The following is a 17,857-nucleotide window of genomic DNA, read 5'->3' on the forward strand; positions in this document are numbered from 1 at the left end:
AAGAACTTGCCGGTGTCGAGATCGTCGAACTGGCTGGAATCGACGATGTTGCAGCCCTGATCGGCCAGATAATTGGCGATCGCAGCCACAATCCCGCGCGTCGATTGGCACGATACCCTCAAAACATAGCTCTTCATGTCTCTTCCCTCTTACGGCGGCCCGTGATGTCGCCACCCGCTTATAGCAATCGAAAGGCGCGGGGAAGCTCCCCGCTTCGGATGCGCATTCTCGCTCCGATCTGGATGCTGAGATTAGGACAGGCGGCGGAAAATTCCGTTCCCGTTGCGTCTTCCAGACGCGTATCCCCGTCGTCCGCCGGGGAAAGCATCGGCAAATCGGCGAAAATTGCTCAGGCGATCGCCGCCTGTTTCCTTTTCCACCGTGCCCAGCGGCTGGGCGTGGTCAGCTCATGGACGATCGCCCCACCGATCGCGGATGCGACAAGGCAGCAGCCGATGAAGATCGGCGCGTGCTGCGGGATGTCGATCTTCAGCACGCCGCAGACCACGCGCAGGAAGGCCAGCGTGAAGGCATGGGTGATGTAGATGCTGTAGGAGGCGTCGCCGAGATAGTTCAGCCAGCCGAGGACAGGCAGCCGGGAGAAATCGATCGAGACGGCCGAGTAGACGATGACGATGGCGGGGATACCCCACATATAGGACCGCATGCTGGCGTCGCAGAGCGCCTCGTTGATCAGCAGGAAGGCAAAGCCGACCAGCAGAGCCGGCCATGCGACCGCCTGCGGTAGAAGCACCTTGTCGCGATAGAGCTTGGCAAGGACGACGCCGGCCAGGAACTCGTAGATGATCGGATTGCCGTAGAAGGCGGTGGCCGCCGTCGGCACCGGGAACAGCTGGCAAAGGAGGATGATTGCCGTCATCGCACCGAAAAGGGCGGGAAGCCGCCATGCCTCGCGCACCAAAAGCAGCAGACCGAAGACGAAATAGAAGAACATTTCATAGTTCAGTGTCCAGCCGGGCACGACGACGGGGGTGATGAGATCGGGACTGGCGGGATTGTGCCAGGGCAGGAACAGCAGCGAGGCGACAAGATGCGGACCATCGAAGACCGTCGATTTCAGGATGGAGGGTGCGATGAGGGCGACCGTGGCGGAAAACAATGTCGCCAGCCAGTAGAGCGGCACGATGCGTTGGATGCGGCGGCGATAGAAGTCGAGCGGCCGGATCTCCCGACCCGCCGTCGTCAACCACATGACGAAGCCGCTGAGCACGAAGAAAATGTCGACGCCGGTCTCGCCGAACAGATGAAGCTGCGTATCGATGCCGCCATCGGGCTTCGGCACCTGCAGCACCGAATGGAAATAGACGACCATGAGCGCAGCGATCGCGCGCAGATACTGCAACTGAACAAGCATCCCGACCCTCACGCGGCCGGCCGACGCGAGGAGTCAGCCCGGCACTCTGCTGCCATCTAGCTTTGCCGGCTGTGGCTGGGCGGCGCGCGGCCTGTCCGAAACGCGCATGTAACCGACCAGAAGCCAGAGCAGCCCGGCAATCTTGATGGAAAAGATCGCCGTGCCGCCGATCATCATATTCAGAAAAATGAAAAGAGAGAGTGAATGGGCGCAACGTCTCTGCGCCGGGGTCGCGCCTGCCGGATAGAGGCAGACGAACAGCCAGAAGACGATCAGGCCGAAAATGGTCGAGCCGTAGATCAGATAGACATAGCCGCTGTCGGCGAATTCGCCGATGCGCGCGATCGACAGGCCGAGCATCGACTGGATATCGAGTTCCAGCATCTTCTTGACGGTGACGCCGATGCGGCCGGTGAAGTTGTCGCCCATTTCGTCCGGCTTCATGAAATGCACGAAGAAGCCGGTGAGGATGATCAGCGGCATCAGCAGGAGGTCGAAGGCTTTCGGGATCTTCGGGAAGACGAAATAGCCGACGATGCTGACAAAGGAAAAGATCAGCATGGTGCGCGTGTCGTTGGTGAGCAGGATCAGCACCACGGTCGAGACGAAGAGCACCTTCTCCTTGCCCGTGAGCCTCGGCCAGAACGAGAGCAGGTAGATGACGATGACACCGCAGAAATTGGCGAGCGACACCTGTTCCAGGAAGAGCGATGAGGAACGATGGTCGATCAGGCCGAAGGAAAAACGGCCCTCGAAGCCGAGCGCGTTGGCGAAGAGGCCGGTATTGTTGAAGCTCGCCTGCTTGATGCCGCGCGTATTCTCGAAATATTCGCCGGGATGGAACAGGCTGACATAGAAGGGCGTGCTGACGATCTCGCAGATCAGGAAGAGCAGCACGCAGAAGCAGCCGATCCGGAAGGCGAGCTTTACCGTCCGCTCGCTCGCCCAGCTGCCGATGCCGGCAAAGGCGACGATGATCAGCACGTTGCGGAACTGGTCGATGAAGGGCACCCGGTTGAAGATCGTGATGTAGATGGTGACGATCAGCGTGAAGATCAGGAAGAGAAAGATCGGCAGATCCTCCTCGTAGATGCCCTTTTTCAGCAGATAGGCGACGCTGGAGAGCATCATCAGGCCCTCGCAGAGCACGACATGCGAGACGGACAGCGGCATGACGTTATGGTTTATGTAGGCGAGGATGCCGTTGTAGAGCAGCGAAAACAGCGTGATCGCCAGGATCGGGTAATCGATGCGCTGTGTGTCGGTGGGGCTATTCATGAAATGTCCAGGGCTGCCGCATCCGTCGGCCGGCGCAACCATAGCAGCGCCGTGATTCGCGACAAAGCGCTATCCGTTCGGGCCTTTCGGACCGTCAGCCGCCCGGCTTGACACTGGCGCAGGCCGGCGCGAGTGGCGCCTTTCTGCCGGCGGCGGCCGTAATGACCTTCATCTGCGGTCGGTCCTTGCCGCTGCGCGGCTGCACGTTGAGTGGCTCCTCGGCCGGCCACCATTCGCCGGCGGCCCAATAGGTCCAGCCGAGCCAGACATCGCCGTTGCCCGCCATCACATCGAAGACGCCCTTCAGCCCGTCGAGGCAGGGCTGGCTCGCGGGCGTGCCGAATTCGCCGAGAAAGCCGCGTTTGCCATTCTCGCGCAGCCAGGTCGTCACGTCGATGAGCCCTTGCCTGGCCGCATCGCTGCCATCGCAGACCGGATGCGTGCCGGAGCTGTCGGCATCGAGATATTGATGGAATTCATAGGCGTAGAAATCGAGCGGGTCCTTGACGCCGAGCATGACGGTCGCGTTCGCGCCGCCGCCGAGCCTGTCGGTTCCCCAGCTGGCGGCGCCTGTCCAGTTCGTGCCCGGCACGAGGATGAGATTGCGGGCGCCGACGGTGCGGATGCTGCGAATGGCGGTATTGGCCGCTTCCAGCCAGTCGGGTGCCTTGATGTCGTGCGGCTCGTTCATCAGGCCAAAGATCACGCCCTTGCGATTGGCGAATTCGGCGGCAAGCCGCGCCCAGAAGTCGCCGAAGGCGAGGTCGGTTGCGGGCGCCTGCGTCAGTTGCCCCTTGTCGTAATAGCCGAAATTATGAGGGTCGAGGAGGACGGCCATGCCATGCTTCTGGATAAGATCGACGGCATCCTTGAGCCGCTGTAACTCGGCCCCGTCGAGCGGCTGGCCCAGCACAGGTTGCAGCCGCTCCCATTTGAACGGCAGGCGGACGATGGTCATGCCCTTGCCGGCGAAATAGCGCACCGTAGCTTCGGACGGATAGGTGAAATTGGTGCCGGGAACGCCGTCGCGGTCGCCATATTCGGCGCCGGAGAGATTGATGCCGCGATAGCAGAGCTGCGGCGCGGCAAGGCCGGCATCGGCCCGTGCGACGACGGCGAGCAACAGGGTCGCGGCGAGCGACCGGCGCAACAGTCTCGTCATCGATCCGGCCATTGCAAGCTCCCGCTTTCCCGTCGCGCTAGGCCCGCTTCATGAAGGCCGCCCGGTTGAATATTGGTGAAGAACCCGGCTTTGCCGGCGTTTGCCGGGGGACTTCATGGGAATGTCCTTAATGTTCCGTTAGCCAAACATTTCTAAACTCCGGGCATCTGCTGCGCGGACCGTGCGAGCGGGTTCCTGAAAGTCTGGTATGAGCTCATTGGAACGAAGCAAACGATCGAGCCACTTTCCGAGTTGGCGCAGCAACGAGCCTGCCGAAGGGCAGGGCGAAGGCCTGCGCCTGCGCGGTCCGGTGGTGCGTCCGAGGGATTTCGTCCGTGAGCCCCGGCCCGTTGCCGTCGAGCAGGCAGCCGAGACCGCAAAGCCGATACCGCCCGAACAGCCGCGTATGATCGCGCCTGAACCGCAAGCCGCATCGCAGCCGGCAGCCATACCGACCGTGGCCACCACCGCACCGGCCGCCGCCTCGCCGCCGGCGTCGCCCGTGCTTGCCGCTGACGCCGACGCGCCGCTTCTGGACCTGCGTTCCGCCGTCCGCTCCATCTGGGCGAAGAAACGGCTGGTCCTGACCCTTGCAGCTGCCGGCGCCGTGCTGGGCGCGGCGATCATCCCCTTATTGCCGCAGAAGTTCACGGCCGAAACCAGCCTTTATTTCGATCCGCGCCAGGTCGGCGGCGGCGATGCGTCCCAGTCCGCGCCGGTCGCGCCGGAACTGATCCTGACCATGATCGACAGCCAGACGCAGATCCTGTCCTCCGGCAAGGTGCTCGGCCGGGTGGTCGATGCGCTGAAGCTCGATCAGGACCCGCAATTCGACGGCGGCGCCAGCGGCGAGGCGGCGAAACACATGGCCGCCGCAGTTCTGGCGAAGGCCGTGCAGATCGCCCGCGAGGCCAGCACCTATGTCGTATCGCTGAAGGTGACGACGCGCGACCCGCAGAAGTCGGCGCTGATCGCCAACCAGCTCGTTGCATCCTTCCTTGAGGAAGAAAACAAGGCGGCGGCGAACAGCTACCAGACCAGCAATACCGCGCTCGACGGCAGGCTGGACGAGCTGCGCCAGCAGGTGCTCGCCGCCGAAAAGGCGGTGGAATCCTATCGCGCCGACAACGACATGGTCGCGGTCGAAGGCAACCTGATTTCCGACAAGCGCCTGACCGCGCTGAATGAGATGCTGGTGGCTGCCCAGCAGAAGACGATCGAGGCCAAGGCGCGCGCCGACGCCGCCGACAGGCTGAGCTTCGAGGACGTCGTCGCGACCGGACCTTCGGCCGGGGCGACCGCCGCATCCACATCGCTCGGCAACCTGCGCCAGCAATATGCGGTGCTCGCGGCCAATGTCGGCAGCCTGCAAAGCCAGCTCGGCGCTCGCCATCCGCGCCTGCTGGCCGCAAAATCCTCGTTGGACAGTCTCGCGGCCGAAATCCGCAGCGAGCTGCAGCGGCAGACGACCTCGGCCCGCGCCGATTACGAACAGGCGCGGAAGGCCGAGCAGGATGTCGCCAAGGAGCTTTCGGTGCAGAAGGCCTCGCAGGTCAATACCTCGGGCAAGCTGGTCGGGCTCAACGAGTTGCAGCGAAAAGCCGCCGCCGCGCGCGAACAATACGAGGCGCTGCTGAAGCGCTCCGGCCAGACGAGCGACGCCCGCGACCTGTCGCAGAGCAATATCCGCGTCATTTCCGAAGCCGAGCCGCCGCTGACCGCGGATGGGCCGAGCCGCAAGGTGATGATGGTCGCCGGTCTGATTGCCGGCGCGGTCTTCGGCATGGGGCTCGGCATGGCCTTTGCCGTCTTTGCCGGCCTGTTCCGGCATCCGCTGGTCCGCACCTATCTCGGGAAGTGACGTCCATTGCCATCTTTTTGCAGCAAGTCTCTGTTTCAAGATCAAGGATGCAATTGCGCGCCGGCTGTTCTATCTCTCTGCTTTGACGCAATTCCGGACGGAAAGCCGTTGTGCGCTTTTCCTGGAATTGCTCTAGAAGTGAATGGGCCCAGAGAATGATTGCTTTTTGCTAATAGAAGCCTGAAGACGATCATACTGAGTCGAGCAATACATGGTGGTGCAATTTATGCGAGAGAAGCGGTGTGCCGTTCCGTTGACCGGCGCCGGGGGAAAATGACCGATGGTGCCCGCGGATAAGCTCGTCCTGCCGTTCCTGGCGCTGCCGCGCTCGACCAAGCGCGCGCTGGCGCTGCTTGTCGATGCCAGCCTTTGCGTGCTGACCGTCTGGTTCGCCTATTGCCTGCGCCTGGATGACTGGGTGATTCTCGAGGGCGTCGAATGGCTGCCCGCCATCGTCTCCCTGCTCGTCGCCATCCCGATCTTCATCGTCCTCGGCCTTTACCGCGCTATTTTCCGCTATGCCGGCATGTCGGCCTTCATGACGGTGGTCAAGGCGGTGGCGATCTACGCGCTCGCCTTCATGACGATCTTCACGGCCATCAGCGTGCCGGGCGTCCCGCGCACGGTCGGCATTCTACAGCCGCTGCTGCTCCTGATCGCCATCGGCCTGTCGCGCATGTGGACGCGCTATTGGCTCGGCAATGCCTATCAGCGGCTTTTGAACCGCAACCAGCTTGCCAAGGTGCTGATCTACGGCGCCGGCGCTTCCGGCCGCCAGCTCGCCGGCGCGCTCGCCAACAGCTCCGAGCTGAACGTCGTCGGCTATCTGGACGATGACCGCAACCTGCACGGCAGCATCATGGGCGGCCTGCCGATCTATGATCCGACCGACCTGCCGGCGCTGTCGGCCTCGGGCGATATTCACGAAGTGCTGCTTGCGTTGCCGAACGCCTCGCGTCAGCGCCGCAACGAGATCCTCGAAGACATTCGCAAGGCCCGCGTTACCGTGCGCACCATGCCCGACCTGACGGCTCTCGCCCAGGGACGCGTTGCCGTGTCCGATCTGCGCGAGCTGGATATCGAGGATCTGCTCGGCCGCAACGTCATCGCGCCCGATCGCGCGCTGATCGACAAGAACATCCGTGGCAAGGTCGTCATGGTGACCGGTGCCGGCGGCTCGATCGGCAGCGAGCTTTGCCGCCAGATCCTGAAGAACGGCCCCTCCTGCCTGCTGCTGGTGGAGCAGAACGAGTTCGGGCTCTATGCCATCCATGGCGAACTGGAAAAAACGCTGGCGACGGCGGAAAACAGCGATATCCGCATCATCCCCTTCCTGGCCTCCATCCGTGACGGCCATCGGCTTCGGCAGATCATGGAAGCCTGGCGGCCGAAGACCGTCTATCACGCCGCCGCCTACAAGCATGTGCCGCTCGTCGAATACAATCCCGTCGAGGGCATCCGCAACAATGTGCTGGGAACGCAGACGACGGCCGAGGTGGCGCGCGATTGCGGCGTCGAGGATTTCGTCCTCATCAGCACCGACAAGGCCGTGCGCCCGACCAATATCATGGGGGCCAGCAAGCGGCTGGCGGAGATGGTGCTGCAGGCGATGGACGCCGACCGCAAGGCTGGCGTCGAGAGCACGAATTTCGCCATGGTCCGTTTCGGCAACGTGCTCGGCTCCTCCGGCTCCGTCGTGCCGCTCTTCCGCCAGCAGATTCGCGATGGCGGGCCGATCACGCTGACACATCCCGACATCACCCGCTATTTCATGACGATCCCCGAGGCGTCGCAGCTCGTCATCCAGGCTGGCGCCATGTCCGGCGGTGGCGACGTTTTCCTGCTCGACATGGGCGAGCCGGTCCGCATCGCCGATCTCGCGCGCCGCATGGTCGAGTTGTCCGGCCTGACCGTCAGGGATGAGAACGAGCCCGATGGCGATATCGAGCTGGAGATCACCGGCCTTAGGCCAGGCGAGAAGCTCTACGAAGAGCTGTTGATCGGCGACAATCCGCAGGCGACCACGCATCCGCGCATCATGCGGGCCAAGGAGGATTTCCTCCCCTGGGCGGAGCTGTCGAAGAGGCTCGCGGCGCTCGAGAGCGCCCTCGACGAAAACGACATACCGCTGGCGCGGGAACTGCTGCAGAAACTCGTCTCCGGCTACGCGCCGAGCGGGGAGGTGGTCGATCTCGTCTTCCGCGAGCGTGAGGTGGATTTCCCGCTCGACGAGCCGGGATTCGACAATGCGGTGCGGCTGTCTCCCTGAGGCAATTCAAGGAAAATTCGCGGCGGGTTTGCGTGCGGAATTGTGCCGGACGAGATCGTCTCAGCGTTTGTCCGGCTTCGGCTGAGGTTTGGCCTTCATGGTATAATACCACCGACGAAGCTGATCGCAGGCGCGGAACCAATGCGCCGTCGCCCGCAGCAGGAAATGCCGCTTCACCGCGCGGTAATGGATGCGCTTGCCGATTGTCGTATCGGCGCGGTGCGGGCTGAAGTCCGCGAGATTTTCCAGCGTGGAGAAGGTTTCGACCCCGGTTGACCAGCCGCGCTCCAGGGCGACGTCATAGGGCAGCAGCAACTGCTTCAGCGTGACCACCAGCTTCTTTGCCGCGGCGCGATTGACGATATAACAGGCGGCCGACCCCTGCGGACCATGCATGCAGCGGCCGACGACGTCGTTTTCACGGGTTTCGGCGATCGGCTTGAAGCCGACCAGGCGGTGATTGACGAGCTTGACCAGGCGTGCGCCGCAGACGCTGTCCATGGCCGCCAGCGCGCGGGGAACCAGCCTCTCGTTGAGCTCGACATCGTCTTCCATGACCAGCGCCATCTTGTCGCCGCTGGCGATGAATTGCTGAAGCGCCAGCAGATGGCTGCGATAACAGCCATATTCGCCGGCCAGAAGTTGGCGCCCGTTATGATAGACGAATTGCTGCGGATGGAAATCGATCCGCTCGCTCTCGGGAATCTTGCTGCCGTCGATAGCGGAAACGCGGACGACGTTCAGGCCGTAAAGCACGGCCTGGCGGCACAGCCGTTCCCAGCGCTCGTGTGAACGATCGAGGTTGATGACGTAAATCTGGACCTGCCGGGCCAGACAGTCGTCGCCGCTTTCTTGCGTATGTTCGATGATTCGATTGGCTCGCTCGAGAATCACCTGTACTCCCACAAGTAGAAATTATGACGACTGCATACTATAGCGCTAGTACCTTTACTATATAACGGTGAGCTTATTTTTCGCAAACCCGGATTCCGGGTGCCCGGCTCATCTTTCGGTAAAAGCGTTCCCGCCATCGTAACTTGCCGTGATCGGCCTTCATGTTCACGTCTTCGTTTCCGGTGTCGATTCTGGCCGGCAGCCTGTTGGCCCGGTGCGAGAGCGACATTATATCTGTGACGAGCCCGACGGCTGTTTGTCGGGTTCGTGCATGCGGAAGGATCGTAAGGCGCCATGTGGATCAGATCGAAAATCGTCATCGCTGCTTTGCTGCTTGCAAGCGCCGTGCCGGCGACGAGCTTTGCCGACAATCCGCTGCTTCCCAAACCCTATGTCCGTCCGGTCTACCCCTACAAGAACCTGCCCGGGGTAACCGCGCCGAAAATGGCCGAGGACGAGAAATTCCAGTGCCGCACGACCACCATCCATCTTCGCGGCTTTCGCGACGGCATCTTCTGGCGCGGTCTGCCGCGCCTCGGTTACGTTTGCGAACAGGACGGCGTCATCTCCGAGAGCACGAGCAAGCCTAACTATCAATATTGGCAATATAACGGTCCCGGCAGATAATCCCGCCACGCTGCCGAAATAAACGGCAGAAATGCCAGTTTCCATGCAGTCCGCCTTTTTCGCGTCTCCACGTTGCTTTAGCTTGGTCTGAAAATAAATTTCATCTTTTCGGCTATTTTACCGAAGCTCGTTGACGAATGCGAAAATTTGTCTCAAGCTGACGAAAATAAATTACGTAGCGGGAACGATACGAGTATGCGAGTGGGAATTATTGGGCTCGGATTCCGTCTGGGGTATCTGGGCTATGTATTCAAGGCGGTCGATCCAAGCTTCGAGATCGTGGGCTATGTCGATCCGGAGCCGGCGGGTCTGCCCGGTCTGATCGAAAACGGCGTTTCCGCCGGCAAGGCCTATGCCACGCCCCAGGAACTGATCGCCAACGAGACGCTCGATCTGCTGATGATCGGCTCGCCGAACCATCTGCATCTCGACCATATCCGCCTGGGGCTCGAAGCGGGCCTGAAGATCTTCTGCGAAAAGCCCGTCGTGACCAGTATCGAGGACAGCATCGAGCTGGCGCGTCTGATGGCCAAGTACGGTCACGAGCAGCTGACCGTCGGCCTCGTGTTGCGCTATTCGCCGATGTATCGCGATCTTCTGGCCGCGCAGGCCGCCGGCAAGCTGGGCAATATTGTCTCCATCGAGGCGGCCGAGCATATCGAGCCTTACCACGGCGCCTTCTTCATGCGCGACTGGCGCCGTTACGAGCATTATTCCGGCAGCTTCATGCTGGAGAAATGCTGCCACGATCTCGACCTTTATAATGGCGTGGTCGGCGCGCGACCGGAGCGGGTCGCCAGCTTCGGCGGCCGCAAGAGCTTCATTCCGGACAACGATCCGGCAAAGGAAGGGATCAACGACCTCGAACTCTTCCATCGCAAGCCGAGCGGCTGGATGGGATCGGACAAGGTCTTCGACAGCGACGGCGACATCATCGATTATCAGGTGGCGATCGTCGAATACGCCAATGGTGTCGGCATGAATTTCCACACCAACCTCAATGTGCCGGACCAGTTCCGCCGTTTCGCGATCATGGGCTCGCGCGGCATGGCCGAGGGCGATTTCATCCGCGGCTATCTGAATGTCCATGAAATGCTGACCGGCAACAAGGTGGTCGAGAATACCTATGCGACGCGGACGGTGCTCTCCCAGCATTACGGCGCCGACGAGCAGATGGCGGCCGATATCATCGCTCACGTCAAATCGGGCCAGCATCTGCCGGTCTCGACGCTGAACGCGCTCGAGGCGGGCATCCTGGCTCTGTCCATGGACGAGGCGCGGATCAAGAAGCAGGTGGTGGACCTGCGACCCGTCTGGGACAGGTTCGACGAAGCGCTGCATTCGCGGGCCGTATAAGAGGGAGGCGCGAGATGGGTGTTCAACGCAGCACGGTCATCTTCGCCTGGCTCCTGCTTCTTCCGGCGGTCCTCTACGTCACCGTCATCGTCGCCTACCCGCTGGTCGATACCATCATCCTGTCCTTCACCGACGCGTCGCTGAAGAAGCTGACGAACTGGGTCGGCTTCGACAATTATGCCAAGATCTTCAACGACACCTTCGCCTCGGTGATCGTCCGCACCTTCATCTGGACGTTCTTTTCCGTGTCGATCAAGATGATCATCGGCACTTGCGGAGCGATGCTTCTGAACGCCGCCGTCCCCGGCCGCGCGTTGTTCCGGGTGCTGACCATGCCGCCCTGGATCGTGCCGATGGCCATCGGCATCTTCATGTGGGGCTGGATGTACAACGGCCAGTTCGGCATGATTTCCGGTCTTCTGCAGCGCTTCGGCCTCGTCGACAGTCCGGTTGCCTTTCTCGCCTATGGCAGCACCGCCTTCTGGGCGACGATCATCACCGACGTCTGGATCGGCGTGCCGATGGTGACGCTCTACATGCTGGCGGCGATGCAGGCGATCCCGCAGGATCTCTATGAGGCGGCCTGGACCGACGGCGCCGGCCGCTTCTATCGCCTCCGCCGCATCACGCTGCCGCTCATGGTGCCCTCGATGGTCACCATGTCGATGCTGTCGCTGATCTCGACCTTCAATTCCTTCGACATCATCTGGATCTTGACGCGCGGTGGCCCGGACGGCGAGACGACGACGATGATCATCGATACCTATCGCACGGCGATCGGGTCGTACAAATACGGCGAAGGAGCGGCCCGGGCGGTGCTGATCTGCATCTTCCTGTCGCTCTTCTGCCTTGCCTACTTCCGCCTGACCAGCCGCTTCTCAGCAGGAGCCAAGCGATGAACCACCCGATGATGATCAATCGCTACAAATGGTATGAGCTGATCGGCATCTATGCCGGCGTCCTGCTGTTCCTGACCTTCGTTCTCGCCCCCTTCGTCGAGGGCTTTCTGGTCTCGCTGAAGCCGCTCAGCCAGCTCTTCTCCTCTCCCTATCGCTTCATTCCCGAAAACGGCTCGTTCGAGGCCTATCGAACGATGTGGGAAAGCGTGCCGGGCTTCGGCTGGTACATCTTCAACTCCTTCCTGATATCAGGCACCATCACCATCATCGTGCTGATTCTGGTGGTGCCGGCGGCCTATGCCTTCGCCCGCTTCGAGTTCAGGGGATCGGGCCTGCTGCTCGGTGCCTTTCTCGCCGTCAAGATGTTCTCCGGCGCCGTGCTGCTGATCCCGCTGTTCCGGCTGATGCGCTCCTTTGGCGTGCTCAACACCTATTTCGCCATGATCGTGCCGGGCGTCGCCTTCATCATCCCCACCGGGATCTGGCTGCTGCATACCTATATGAGACGCATCCCGCGGGAGCTCGACGAGGCCGCCTATGTCGACGGCGCCAGCCAGCTCTATACGCTGCGCCGCGTCATCCTGCCGATCGCCATGCCCGGCATCATCGTGGTGGCGATCTCCTCCTTCATCGAGGCCTATGCGCAGCAGTTCATCTATGCGCTGACCTTCAATTCAAAGACCGAATACATGCCGCTGCCGGTCGGGCTGTTTGCCTATTTCGGCCGGCAGGAGGTTGTCTGGAACGAGCTCATGGCCGCAAGCTTCGTCGGGATCGCGCCGGCGCTGGTCGTGATCTTCTTCCTGCAACGCTATCTCGTCAGCGGCCTGACCGCCGGCGCGGTAAAGCAATAATAAGTCAAAGAACAACCACCAGAGAACGGGAGCTTAAACGTGACAATCCATTTCAAGACAGGGCTGCTTGCCCTCGCTTTGCTCGGCTCCACCGCGCTTGGCGCCGTGAATGCCCAGGCCGCCGACAAGGAGATCAGCTGGATCTATTGCGGCGACAAGATCGACCCGATCCATGAGAAATACATCAAGGAGTGGGAAGGCAAGAATCCGGGTTGGGCGGTCAAGCCCGAGGTCGTCGGCTGGGAACAGTGCCAGGACAAGGCGACGACGCTGGCCGCGGCCGGCACGCCGGTCGCCATGGCCTATGTCGGCTCGCGCACGCTCAAGCAGTTTGGCGAGAACGACCTCATCGTTCCGGTGCCGATGACGGACGACGAGAAGAAGAGCTATTACCCGAACATCGTCGATACCGTGACCTCGGACGGCCAGCAGTGGGGCGTGCCGATCGCCTTCTCCACCAAGGCTCTCTACTGGAACAAGGATCTCTTCAAGCAGGCCGGCCTCGATCCGGAAAAGCCGCCGACCACCTGGGCGGAGGAAATCGCCGACGCCAAGGCGATCAAGGAAAAGACCGGGATCGCCGGCTACGGCCTGCCGGCCAAGACCTTCGACAACACCATGCACCAGTTCCTGCATTGGGTTTACACAAATAATGGCAAGGTGATCGACGGCGACAAGATCGTCCTCGACAGCCCGGAAGTGCTGGCGGCCCTTCAGGCCTACAAGGACATCACACCCTATTCCGTTGAGGGTGCCACCGCCTATGAGCAGAACGAGATTCGCGCCATCTTCCTCGACGGCAAGATCGGCATGATCCAGGCCGGTTCCGGCGCCGCCGCGCGCCTGAAGGATACGAAGATCAACTGGGGTGTGGCGCCGCTGCCGCTCGGTCCTGCGGCCAAGGGCCAGGGCACCCTGCTCATCACCGACAGCCTTGCCGTCTTCAAGGGCAGCGGTGTCGAGGACAAGGCGATCGAATTCGCCAAGTTCATTACTTCGCCGGCTCCGCAGGGCGAATACGAACTGCAGGGCGGCGCCGGTCTCACGCCGTTGCGCCCGTCCGCGCAGGTCGACGAGTTCGTCAAGAAGGACGCTTCCTGGAAGCCGTTCATCGACGGCATCGCCTATGGTGGCCCCGAGCCGTTGTTCAAGGACTACAAGGGCTTCCAGAACGTGATGATCCAGATGGTCCAGTCGGTCGTGACGGGCAAGGCCGAGCCGGCGGATGCCTTGAAGAAGGCGGCCGCCGATCTCGAGCAGTACAAGTAAACTTGCAACTCGCCGGGCCGCGCGCATCGCGCGCGGCCTTTCGAGCCCTGCCCGCCTTTGTTGCGGTGCCGTGCGGAGACAGAGTTTGGGACAGCTTCACCTTAAACAGGTCAAGAAATTCTACGGCCATTTCGAAGTCATCAAGGGCGTCGAGCTCGATGTGACGGATGGCGAGTTCGTGGTGTTCGTCGGCCCGTCCGGCTGCGGCAAGTCGACCCTGCTGCGCATGATCGCCGGCCTCGACGACGTCAGCAGCGGCGATATCGTCATCGACGGCGCCCGCGTCAACGATCTGCCGCCGGTCAAGCGCGGCATCGCCATGGTCTTCCAGTCCTACGCGCTCTATCCGCACATGACGGTGTTCGAGAACATCGCCTTTCCGTTGCGCGTCGAGAAGATGGCCGAAGACAAGCTCAAGGCCAGGGTGGAGCATGCCGCCCGCATCCTGCATCTCGACCAGCGGCTGCAGCAGAAGCCGGGCATGCTGTCGGGCGGCCAGCGCCAGCGCGTCGCCATCGGCCGGGCGATCGTGCGCGAGCCGAAAATCTTCCTGTTCGACGAGCCGCTGTCGAACCTCGACGCTGCGCTGCGCGCCGACATGCGCATCGAGCTTGCCAAGCTGCATCGCCAGCTGCAGGCGACGATGATCTATGTGACGCATGACCAGGTCGAGGCCATGACCATGGCCGACCGCATCGTCGTGCTCAATGCCGGCGAGATCGCCCAGACCGGCGAGCCGCTGGAGCTGTATCATAAGCCGGCGAATAAATTCGTCGCTGGCTTCATCGGCAATCCGAAGATGAATTTCCTGCCCGTGACCTGCAGGGGCGTCAGCGAGGCCGGCGTCGAGGTCGAGTATCGCGGCCAGACAGTGTCGCTGCCCGTTGCCCCGCGCGACGGCGTCGTCGGCAAGGCGCTGACGCTCGGCATCAGGCCGGAGCATGTGCAGATCGGCGATGGCGACATATCGATCACTATTGTGCCCACGGTGATCGAACGGCTCGGCGCGCAGACCGTCGCCTATGCGGCGCTGGAGGAAGGCGGAGCTGAGAATTTCTGCGCCACCCTGCCGGGAAGCGTCGCCATCCGGCCGGAAGCACCGCTGAAGACCGGCATTCGCGCCGTCGACTGCCATCTCTTCGATGAAGAGGGTGTGGCGTTCGAGCGCCGCGTCGAGCTGACGGATATCGATATGGATCTGCTGAGCTCGGCTGCCTCTTGAGGAGCAGGCGTTGAGCCACGGGCCATCCTCGTCCTTCGAGGCTTCGGCCTCCGCGCCTTAGGATGAGGATGGAGTGAACTTCAGGCCTGCGGGGAACGATCCCGGATGAGAGGACCAGCCCTCATGCTGAGGAGGCCTAAAGGGTCGTCTCGAAGCACGAGGGCGGATGATGGGCTGCTGAGCCTGCAAGAACGCGGGCGGTGGCCTACCAGACCAGCCCGCGCGCCGCGACATCCTCGACGCGGGTGACGATGCCGTCGCGGTGGAACACCATCGTGTCGAACAGGTTGGACACCACGCAGGTATGATTGGGGATGATGCGGATCTTGTCGCCGATCTCCGGGCGGGGGCCGGTACATTTGGAAAGATCGATCACTCCATGCTCTTCCGAAAGGCCGGTGATGACCGCTTCGGGATAGCCGACGACGACGCCGTGATCGGAAAAGCCGAGCAGATCGGAGGTCAGCGCCTTTGAGCCGGCGTCGACGACGGCCCGGTCGGGCGTCGGCCGCGAGACGACGGTCGCGAGGATATGCATGGCGCAATCCTCCTCGCGGCAATGGCCGGCGCGCACCATGGAGCGGTCGTTATAGATATAGGTGCCGGCGCGATGTTCGGTGGCGGCGGGAACGAGATGGGCGTCGAACAGGCTCGGCGAGCCGCCATTGCTGACGATCGCGCAGTCGATGCCGTCCCGCTTCAGAAGCGCAATGGTCTCGGCCAGGAAGGCTTGCGTGGCGGCGGCGCTGTTCGGCTTCGGATAGTTCATCAATCCGCCGAAGGTGAGGCCCGGCTTGGTGGCGATGCGTTTCGCCAGTGCCGCGGCATCCTGCGGTGACTGCACGCCGCAGCGCCCGCCGCCGGTGTCGCATTCCACCAGCACGGTCAGCGGCTTGCGTGCCGCAAACCACGTCGAAAGACCGTCGACCGTATGATTGCTGTCGGCGACCACCTTCAGTCCCGCGATGCGGTCGTTGAGCGCCGAGAGGCGGGCGAGCTTCTCCGGCCCCATGATATTGTAGGTGATGAGGATGTCCTCGAAGCCGGTATCGGCGAAGACCTCGGCCTCGGTGATCTTCTGGCAGTTGATCCCCTTGGCGCCGGCCGCCACCTGGGCGCTGGCAAGCGCGGGAATCTTGTGCGTCTTGATGTGCGGCCGGAAGTTCAGCCCATGCGCGTCCATATAGGACTGCACGCGGGCGATGTTGGCCGCCATGCGGTCTTCGTCGATGATCGGCCGCGGCGTCGAAATATCCTCGATGCGCTCGCCCGGCTTCGGGCTGATCTCGGAGGCGATGGCGTTCGTCATCTCAGTTTGCTCCCTGCTTTGCCGCATGCGGATCGGCAATCATCGGCCAGATGTCCCTGGGCGCGCGGCGATAGGGCGTACGCGCCGGATTGTTCGGATAGGGCGTTCCCGCCGAGCAGTAAAGAATGTCCGACGCGATTTTCGAGAAAGAAGCATAGAAGTGATTGGTCGACTTGATCACCAATATCTTCTTGCGCGTAGGATCGATGCCCATCACCGAGAACAGGCTGGGATCGAAGCTCTGGGCGCGTGTGGAATTGAGGATGATGTCGATGCCGTCGAGTTCGATATGCGCCGCATCGCCGAAGGGCGCGAAGCTCTCGCCGAAGCGCATCTCGGCATTGGCGACCAGGCGGACGACCTTGACGATGCCGTCGATCGGATGGCCGGTGCCGGGCGCCGATTTCGCGCCGAAGCGCAGCGGGATTTCCGCGCCTTCACCGGCGGCCATGCAGATCTGCACCGCCATCGGGTCCCAGATCGTTCCGATCGCCGTGTCGCGCGCGCCGCGGTCGAGCAGCTCCTGAAGGACGACGGTGGCGTCGCCCGCCGTGCCGCCGCCGGGATTGTCCCAGAGATCGGCGATGACGACCGGACCGGCGGTCGCCGCCATGGCCTGGGCCACCGCCTGCTTCTCGTCGATCTGCGGCATGATGAAGGTGCCGCGCTTGGAAAAAAGCTCCAGGCCGAGCTCGCGGGCGATGTCGGCGCCCTTATCCGGCTTATTATCGGTGACGACCAGTAGCTTCGTGCCCATTTCCGGGACGTCGCCGGCCATGAAGCCATGGATGACGGAGATCGACAGTATCTCCTTGTCGTCCTTTTCCATGGCCATGATCTTGTCGACGAAGGAGCGCATCGGCTCGCGCGAGGTCGGGAAGACATCGATCATCCGGCAGTCGAAGACCGACATGACCGGTTTTGCGCGGCCCTCCAGCGTGTCGATGGCGATGCGCCAGAGATCCTCGGCACGATCGACGAAATCGGTATGCGGAAACTCCTTGAAATAGACGAGGAAATCCACCGCCGCGAGGCGCTTCTTCGTCAGGTGGCTGTGCGGATCGAGTTCGGCGCAGACCAGGATGTCCGGCCCGACGATCTCGCGCACGCGGGCAAGAAAATCGCCTTCGGTGTCCTCGTAGCCGTCGGCAACCATGGCGCCGTGCAGGCCGAGCACCACGGCATCGACCGGCATGGCGGCGCGAAGCTGATCGAGGATTTCGTCGCGCAGATCCTCATAGGCGCGGCGGTTGACCAGGCCGGCCGGGTCGGCCCAGGCAGCACTACCCTCGATCAGTTCGAAGCCCTTTTCGGCGGCGATCCTGCGGCCCACGGTGATCGGCGCGGAGCAGAGCGTCGGCGTTTCCGGATGCTTGCCGGGCGGCGCATAGAGGGACGCCTCGAAGGCGCGCCGATCGATACAGATCGGCGAGAACGTATTGGTCTCGGTGGCGAGCACCGCCGTAAAAATGCGCAATGCGG

At 62.3% G+C, this 17,857-nt stretch carries 15 protein-coding genes; 8 read left to right on the top strand and 7 right to left on the bottom strand.

The features are described from left to right. The 4 genes from FHX11_RS24840 to FHX11_RS24855 all read right to left on the bottom strand — a co-directional run. Positions 1-137: ACT domain-containing protein (locus FHX11_RS24840; protein WP_184362413.1), on the bottom strand; the 137-nt coding region annotated here is incomplete at its 3' end. A 212-nt stretch (positions 138-349) separates the two neighbouring features. Further along, a complete protein-coding gene (locus FHX11_RS24845; protein WP_184362416.1) occupies positions 350-1,375 on the bottom strand; it encodes an acyltransferase in 1,026 nt (341 codons plus the stop codon). A gap of 33 nt (positions 1,376-1,408) precedes the next feature. Beyond that, positions 1,409-2,653 (bottom strand): hypothetical protein, encoded by a 1,245-nt coding sequence (locus tag FHX11_RS24850; RefSeq protein WP_184362419.1) that lies wholly within the window; start codon positions 2,651-2,653, stop codon positions 1,409-1,411. 94 nt (positions 2,654-2,747) lie between these two features. After that, entirely contained in the window at positions 2,748-3,827 is a 1,080-nt protein-coding gene (locus FHX11_RS24855) for a glycoside hydrolase family 5 protein (RefSeq protein WP_184362421.1), read from the bottom strand. Between the two features lie 196 nt (positions 3,828-4,023). Between FHX11_RS24855 and FHX11_RS24860 the strand changes: the two genes are divergently transcribed. Together FHX11_RS24860 and FHX11_RS24865 are read left to right on the top strand one after the other, a co-directional pair. Then, positions 4,024-5,676: a GumC family protein gene (locus tag FHX11_RS24860; protein ID WP_184362423.1), complete on the top strand. Its 1,653-nt coding sequence runs from the start codon at positions 4,024-4,026 to the stop codon at positions 5,674-5,676. Positions 5,677-5,956: 280 nt separating this feature from the next. Continuing rightward, on the top strand, positions 5,957-7,945 hold the full coding sequence (locus FHX11_RS24865) for a nucleoside-diphosphate sugar epimerase/dehydratase (protein WP_184362426.1): 1,989 nt from the start codon (positions 5,957-5,959) through the stop codon (positions 7,943-7,945). A 60-nt stretch (positions 7,946-8,005) separates the two neighbouring features. Here FHX11_RS24865 and FHX11_RS24870 read toward each other — a convergent pair whose 3' ends face one another. Continuing rightward, complete coding sequence (locus tag FHX11_RS24870; RefSeq protein ID WP_184362428.1) at positions 8,006-8,839, bottom strand: glycosyltransferase family 25 protein; 834 nt, start codon at positions 8,837-8,839, stop codon at positions 8,006-8,008. Between the two features lie 294 nt (positions 8,840-9,133). Between FHX11_RS24870 and FHX11_RS24875 the strand changes: the two genes are divergently transcribed. The 6 genes from FHX11_RS24875 to ugpC all read left to right on the top strand — a co-directional run bounded on the left by FHX11_RS24875 (position 9,134) and on the right by ugpC (position 15,066). Then, positions 9,134-9,466, top strand: coding sequence for a hypothetical protein (locus tag FHX11_RS24875; RefSeq protein ID WP_184362429.1), 333 nt, complete (start codon positions 9,134-9,136; stop codon positions 9,464-9,466). Positions 9,467-9,661: 195 nt separating this feature from the next. Beyond that, complete coding sequence (locus tag FHX11_RS24880) at positions 9,662-10,822, top strand: Gfo/Idh/MocA family oxidoreductase (protein ID WP_184362431.1); 1,161 nt, start codon at positions 9,662-9,664, stop codon at positions 10,820-10,822. Between the two features lie 14 nt (positions 10,823-10,836). Continuing rightward, complete coding sequence (locus FHX11_RS24885; RefSeq protein WP_184362433.1) at positions 10,837-11,721, top strand: sugar ABC transporter permease; 885 nt, start codon at positions 10,837-10,839, stop codon at positions 11,719-11,721. Next, complete coding sequence (locus FHX11_RS24890) at positions 11,718-12,575, top strand: carbohydrate ABC transporter permease (RefSeq protein ID WP_184362435.1); 858 nt, start codon at positions 11,718-11,720, stop codon at positions 12,573-12,575. The genes FHX11_RS24885 and FHX11_RS24890 overlap by 4 nt, the downstream gene beginning before the upstream one ends. 39 nt (positions 12,576-12,614) lie before the next feature. Further along, a complete protein-coding gene (locus FHX11_RS24895) occupies positions 12,615-13,844 on the top strand; it encodes an extracellular solute-binding protein (protein WP_184362438.1) in 1,230 nt (409 codons plus the stop codon). Positions 13,845-13,929: 85 nt separating this feature from the next. Continuing rightward, positions 13,930-15,066 (top strand): sn-glycerol-3-phosphate ABC transporter ATP-binding protein UgpC, encoded by a 1,137-nt coding sequence (gene ugpC, locus FHX11_RS24900; RefSeq protein WP_184362440.1) that lies wholly within the window; start codon positions 13,930-13,932, stop codon positions 15,064-15,066. Positions 15,067-15,271: 205 nt separating this feature from the next. Here ugpC and FHX11_RS24905 read toward each other — a convergent pair whose 3' ends face one another. Beyond that, positions 15,272-16,375: a D-TA family PLP-dependent enzyme gene (locus FHX11_RS24905; protein WP_184362442.1), complete on the bottom strand. Its 1,104-nt coding sequence runs from the start codon at positions 16,373-16,375 to the stop codon at positions 15,272-15,274. A gap of 1 nt (position 16,376) precedes the next feature. Next, positions 16,377-17,852 carry a M81 family metallopeptidase gene (locus FHX11_RS24910; protein ID WP_184362444.1) on the bottom strand — a complete coding sequence of 492 codons (1,476 nt, stop codon included), beginning with the start codon at positions 17,850-17,852 and terminating at the stop codon, positions 16,377-16,379. Positions 17,853-17,857: the final 5 nt, after the last annotated feature.

It is taken from the genome of Rhizobium sp. BK602 (genome assembly GCF_014195095.1).
Taxonomy (GTDB): Bacteria; Pseudomonadota; Alphaproteobacteria; order Rhizobiales; family Rhizobiaceae; genus Rhizobium.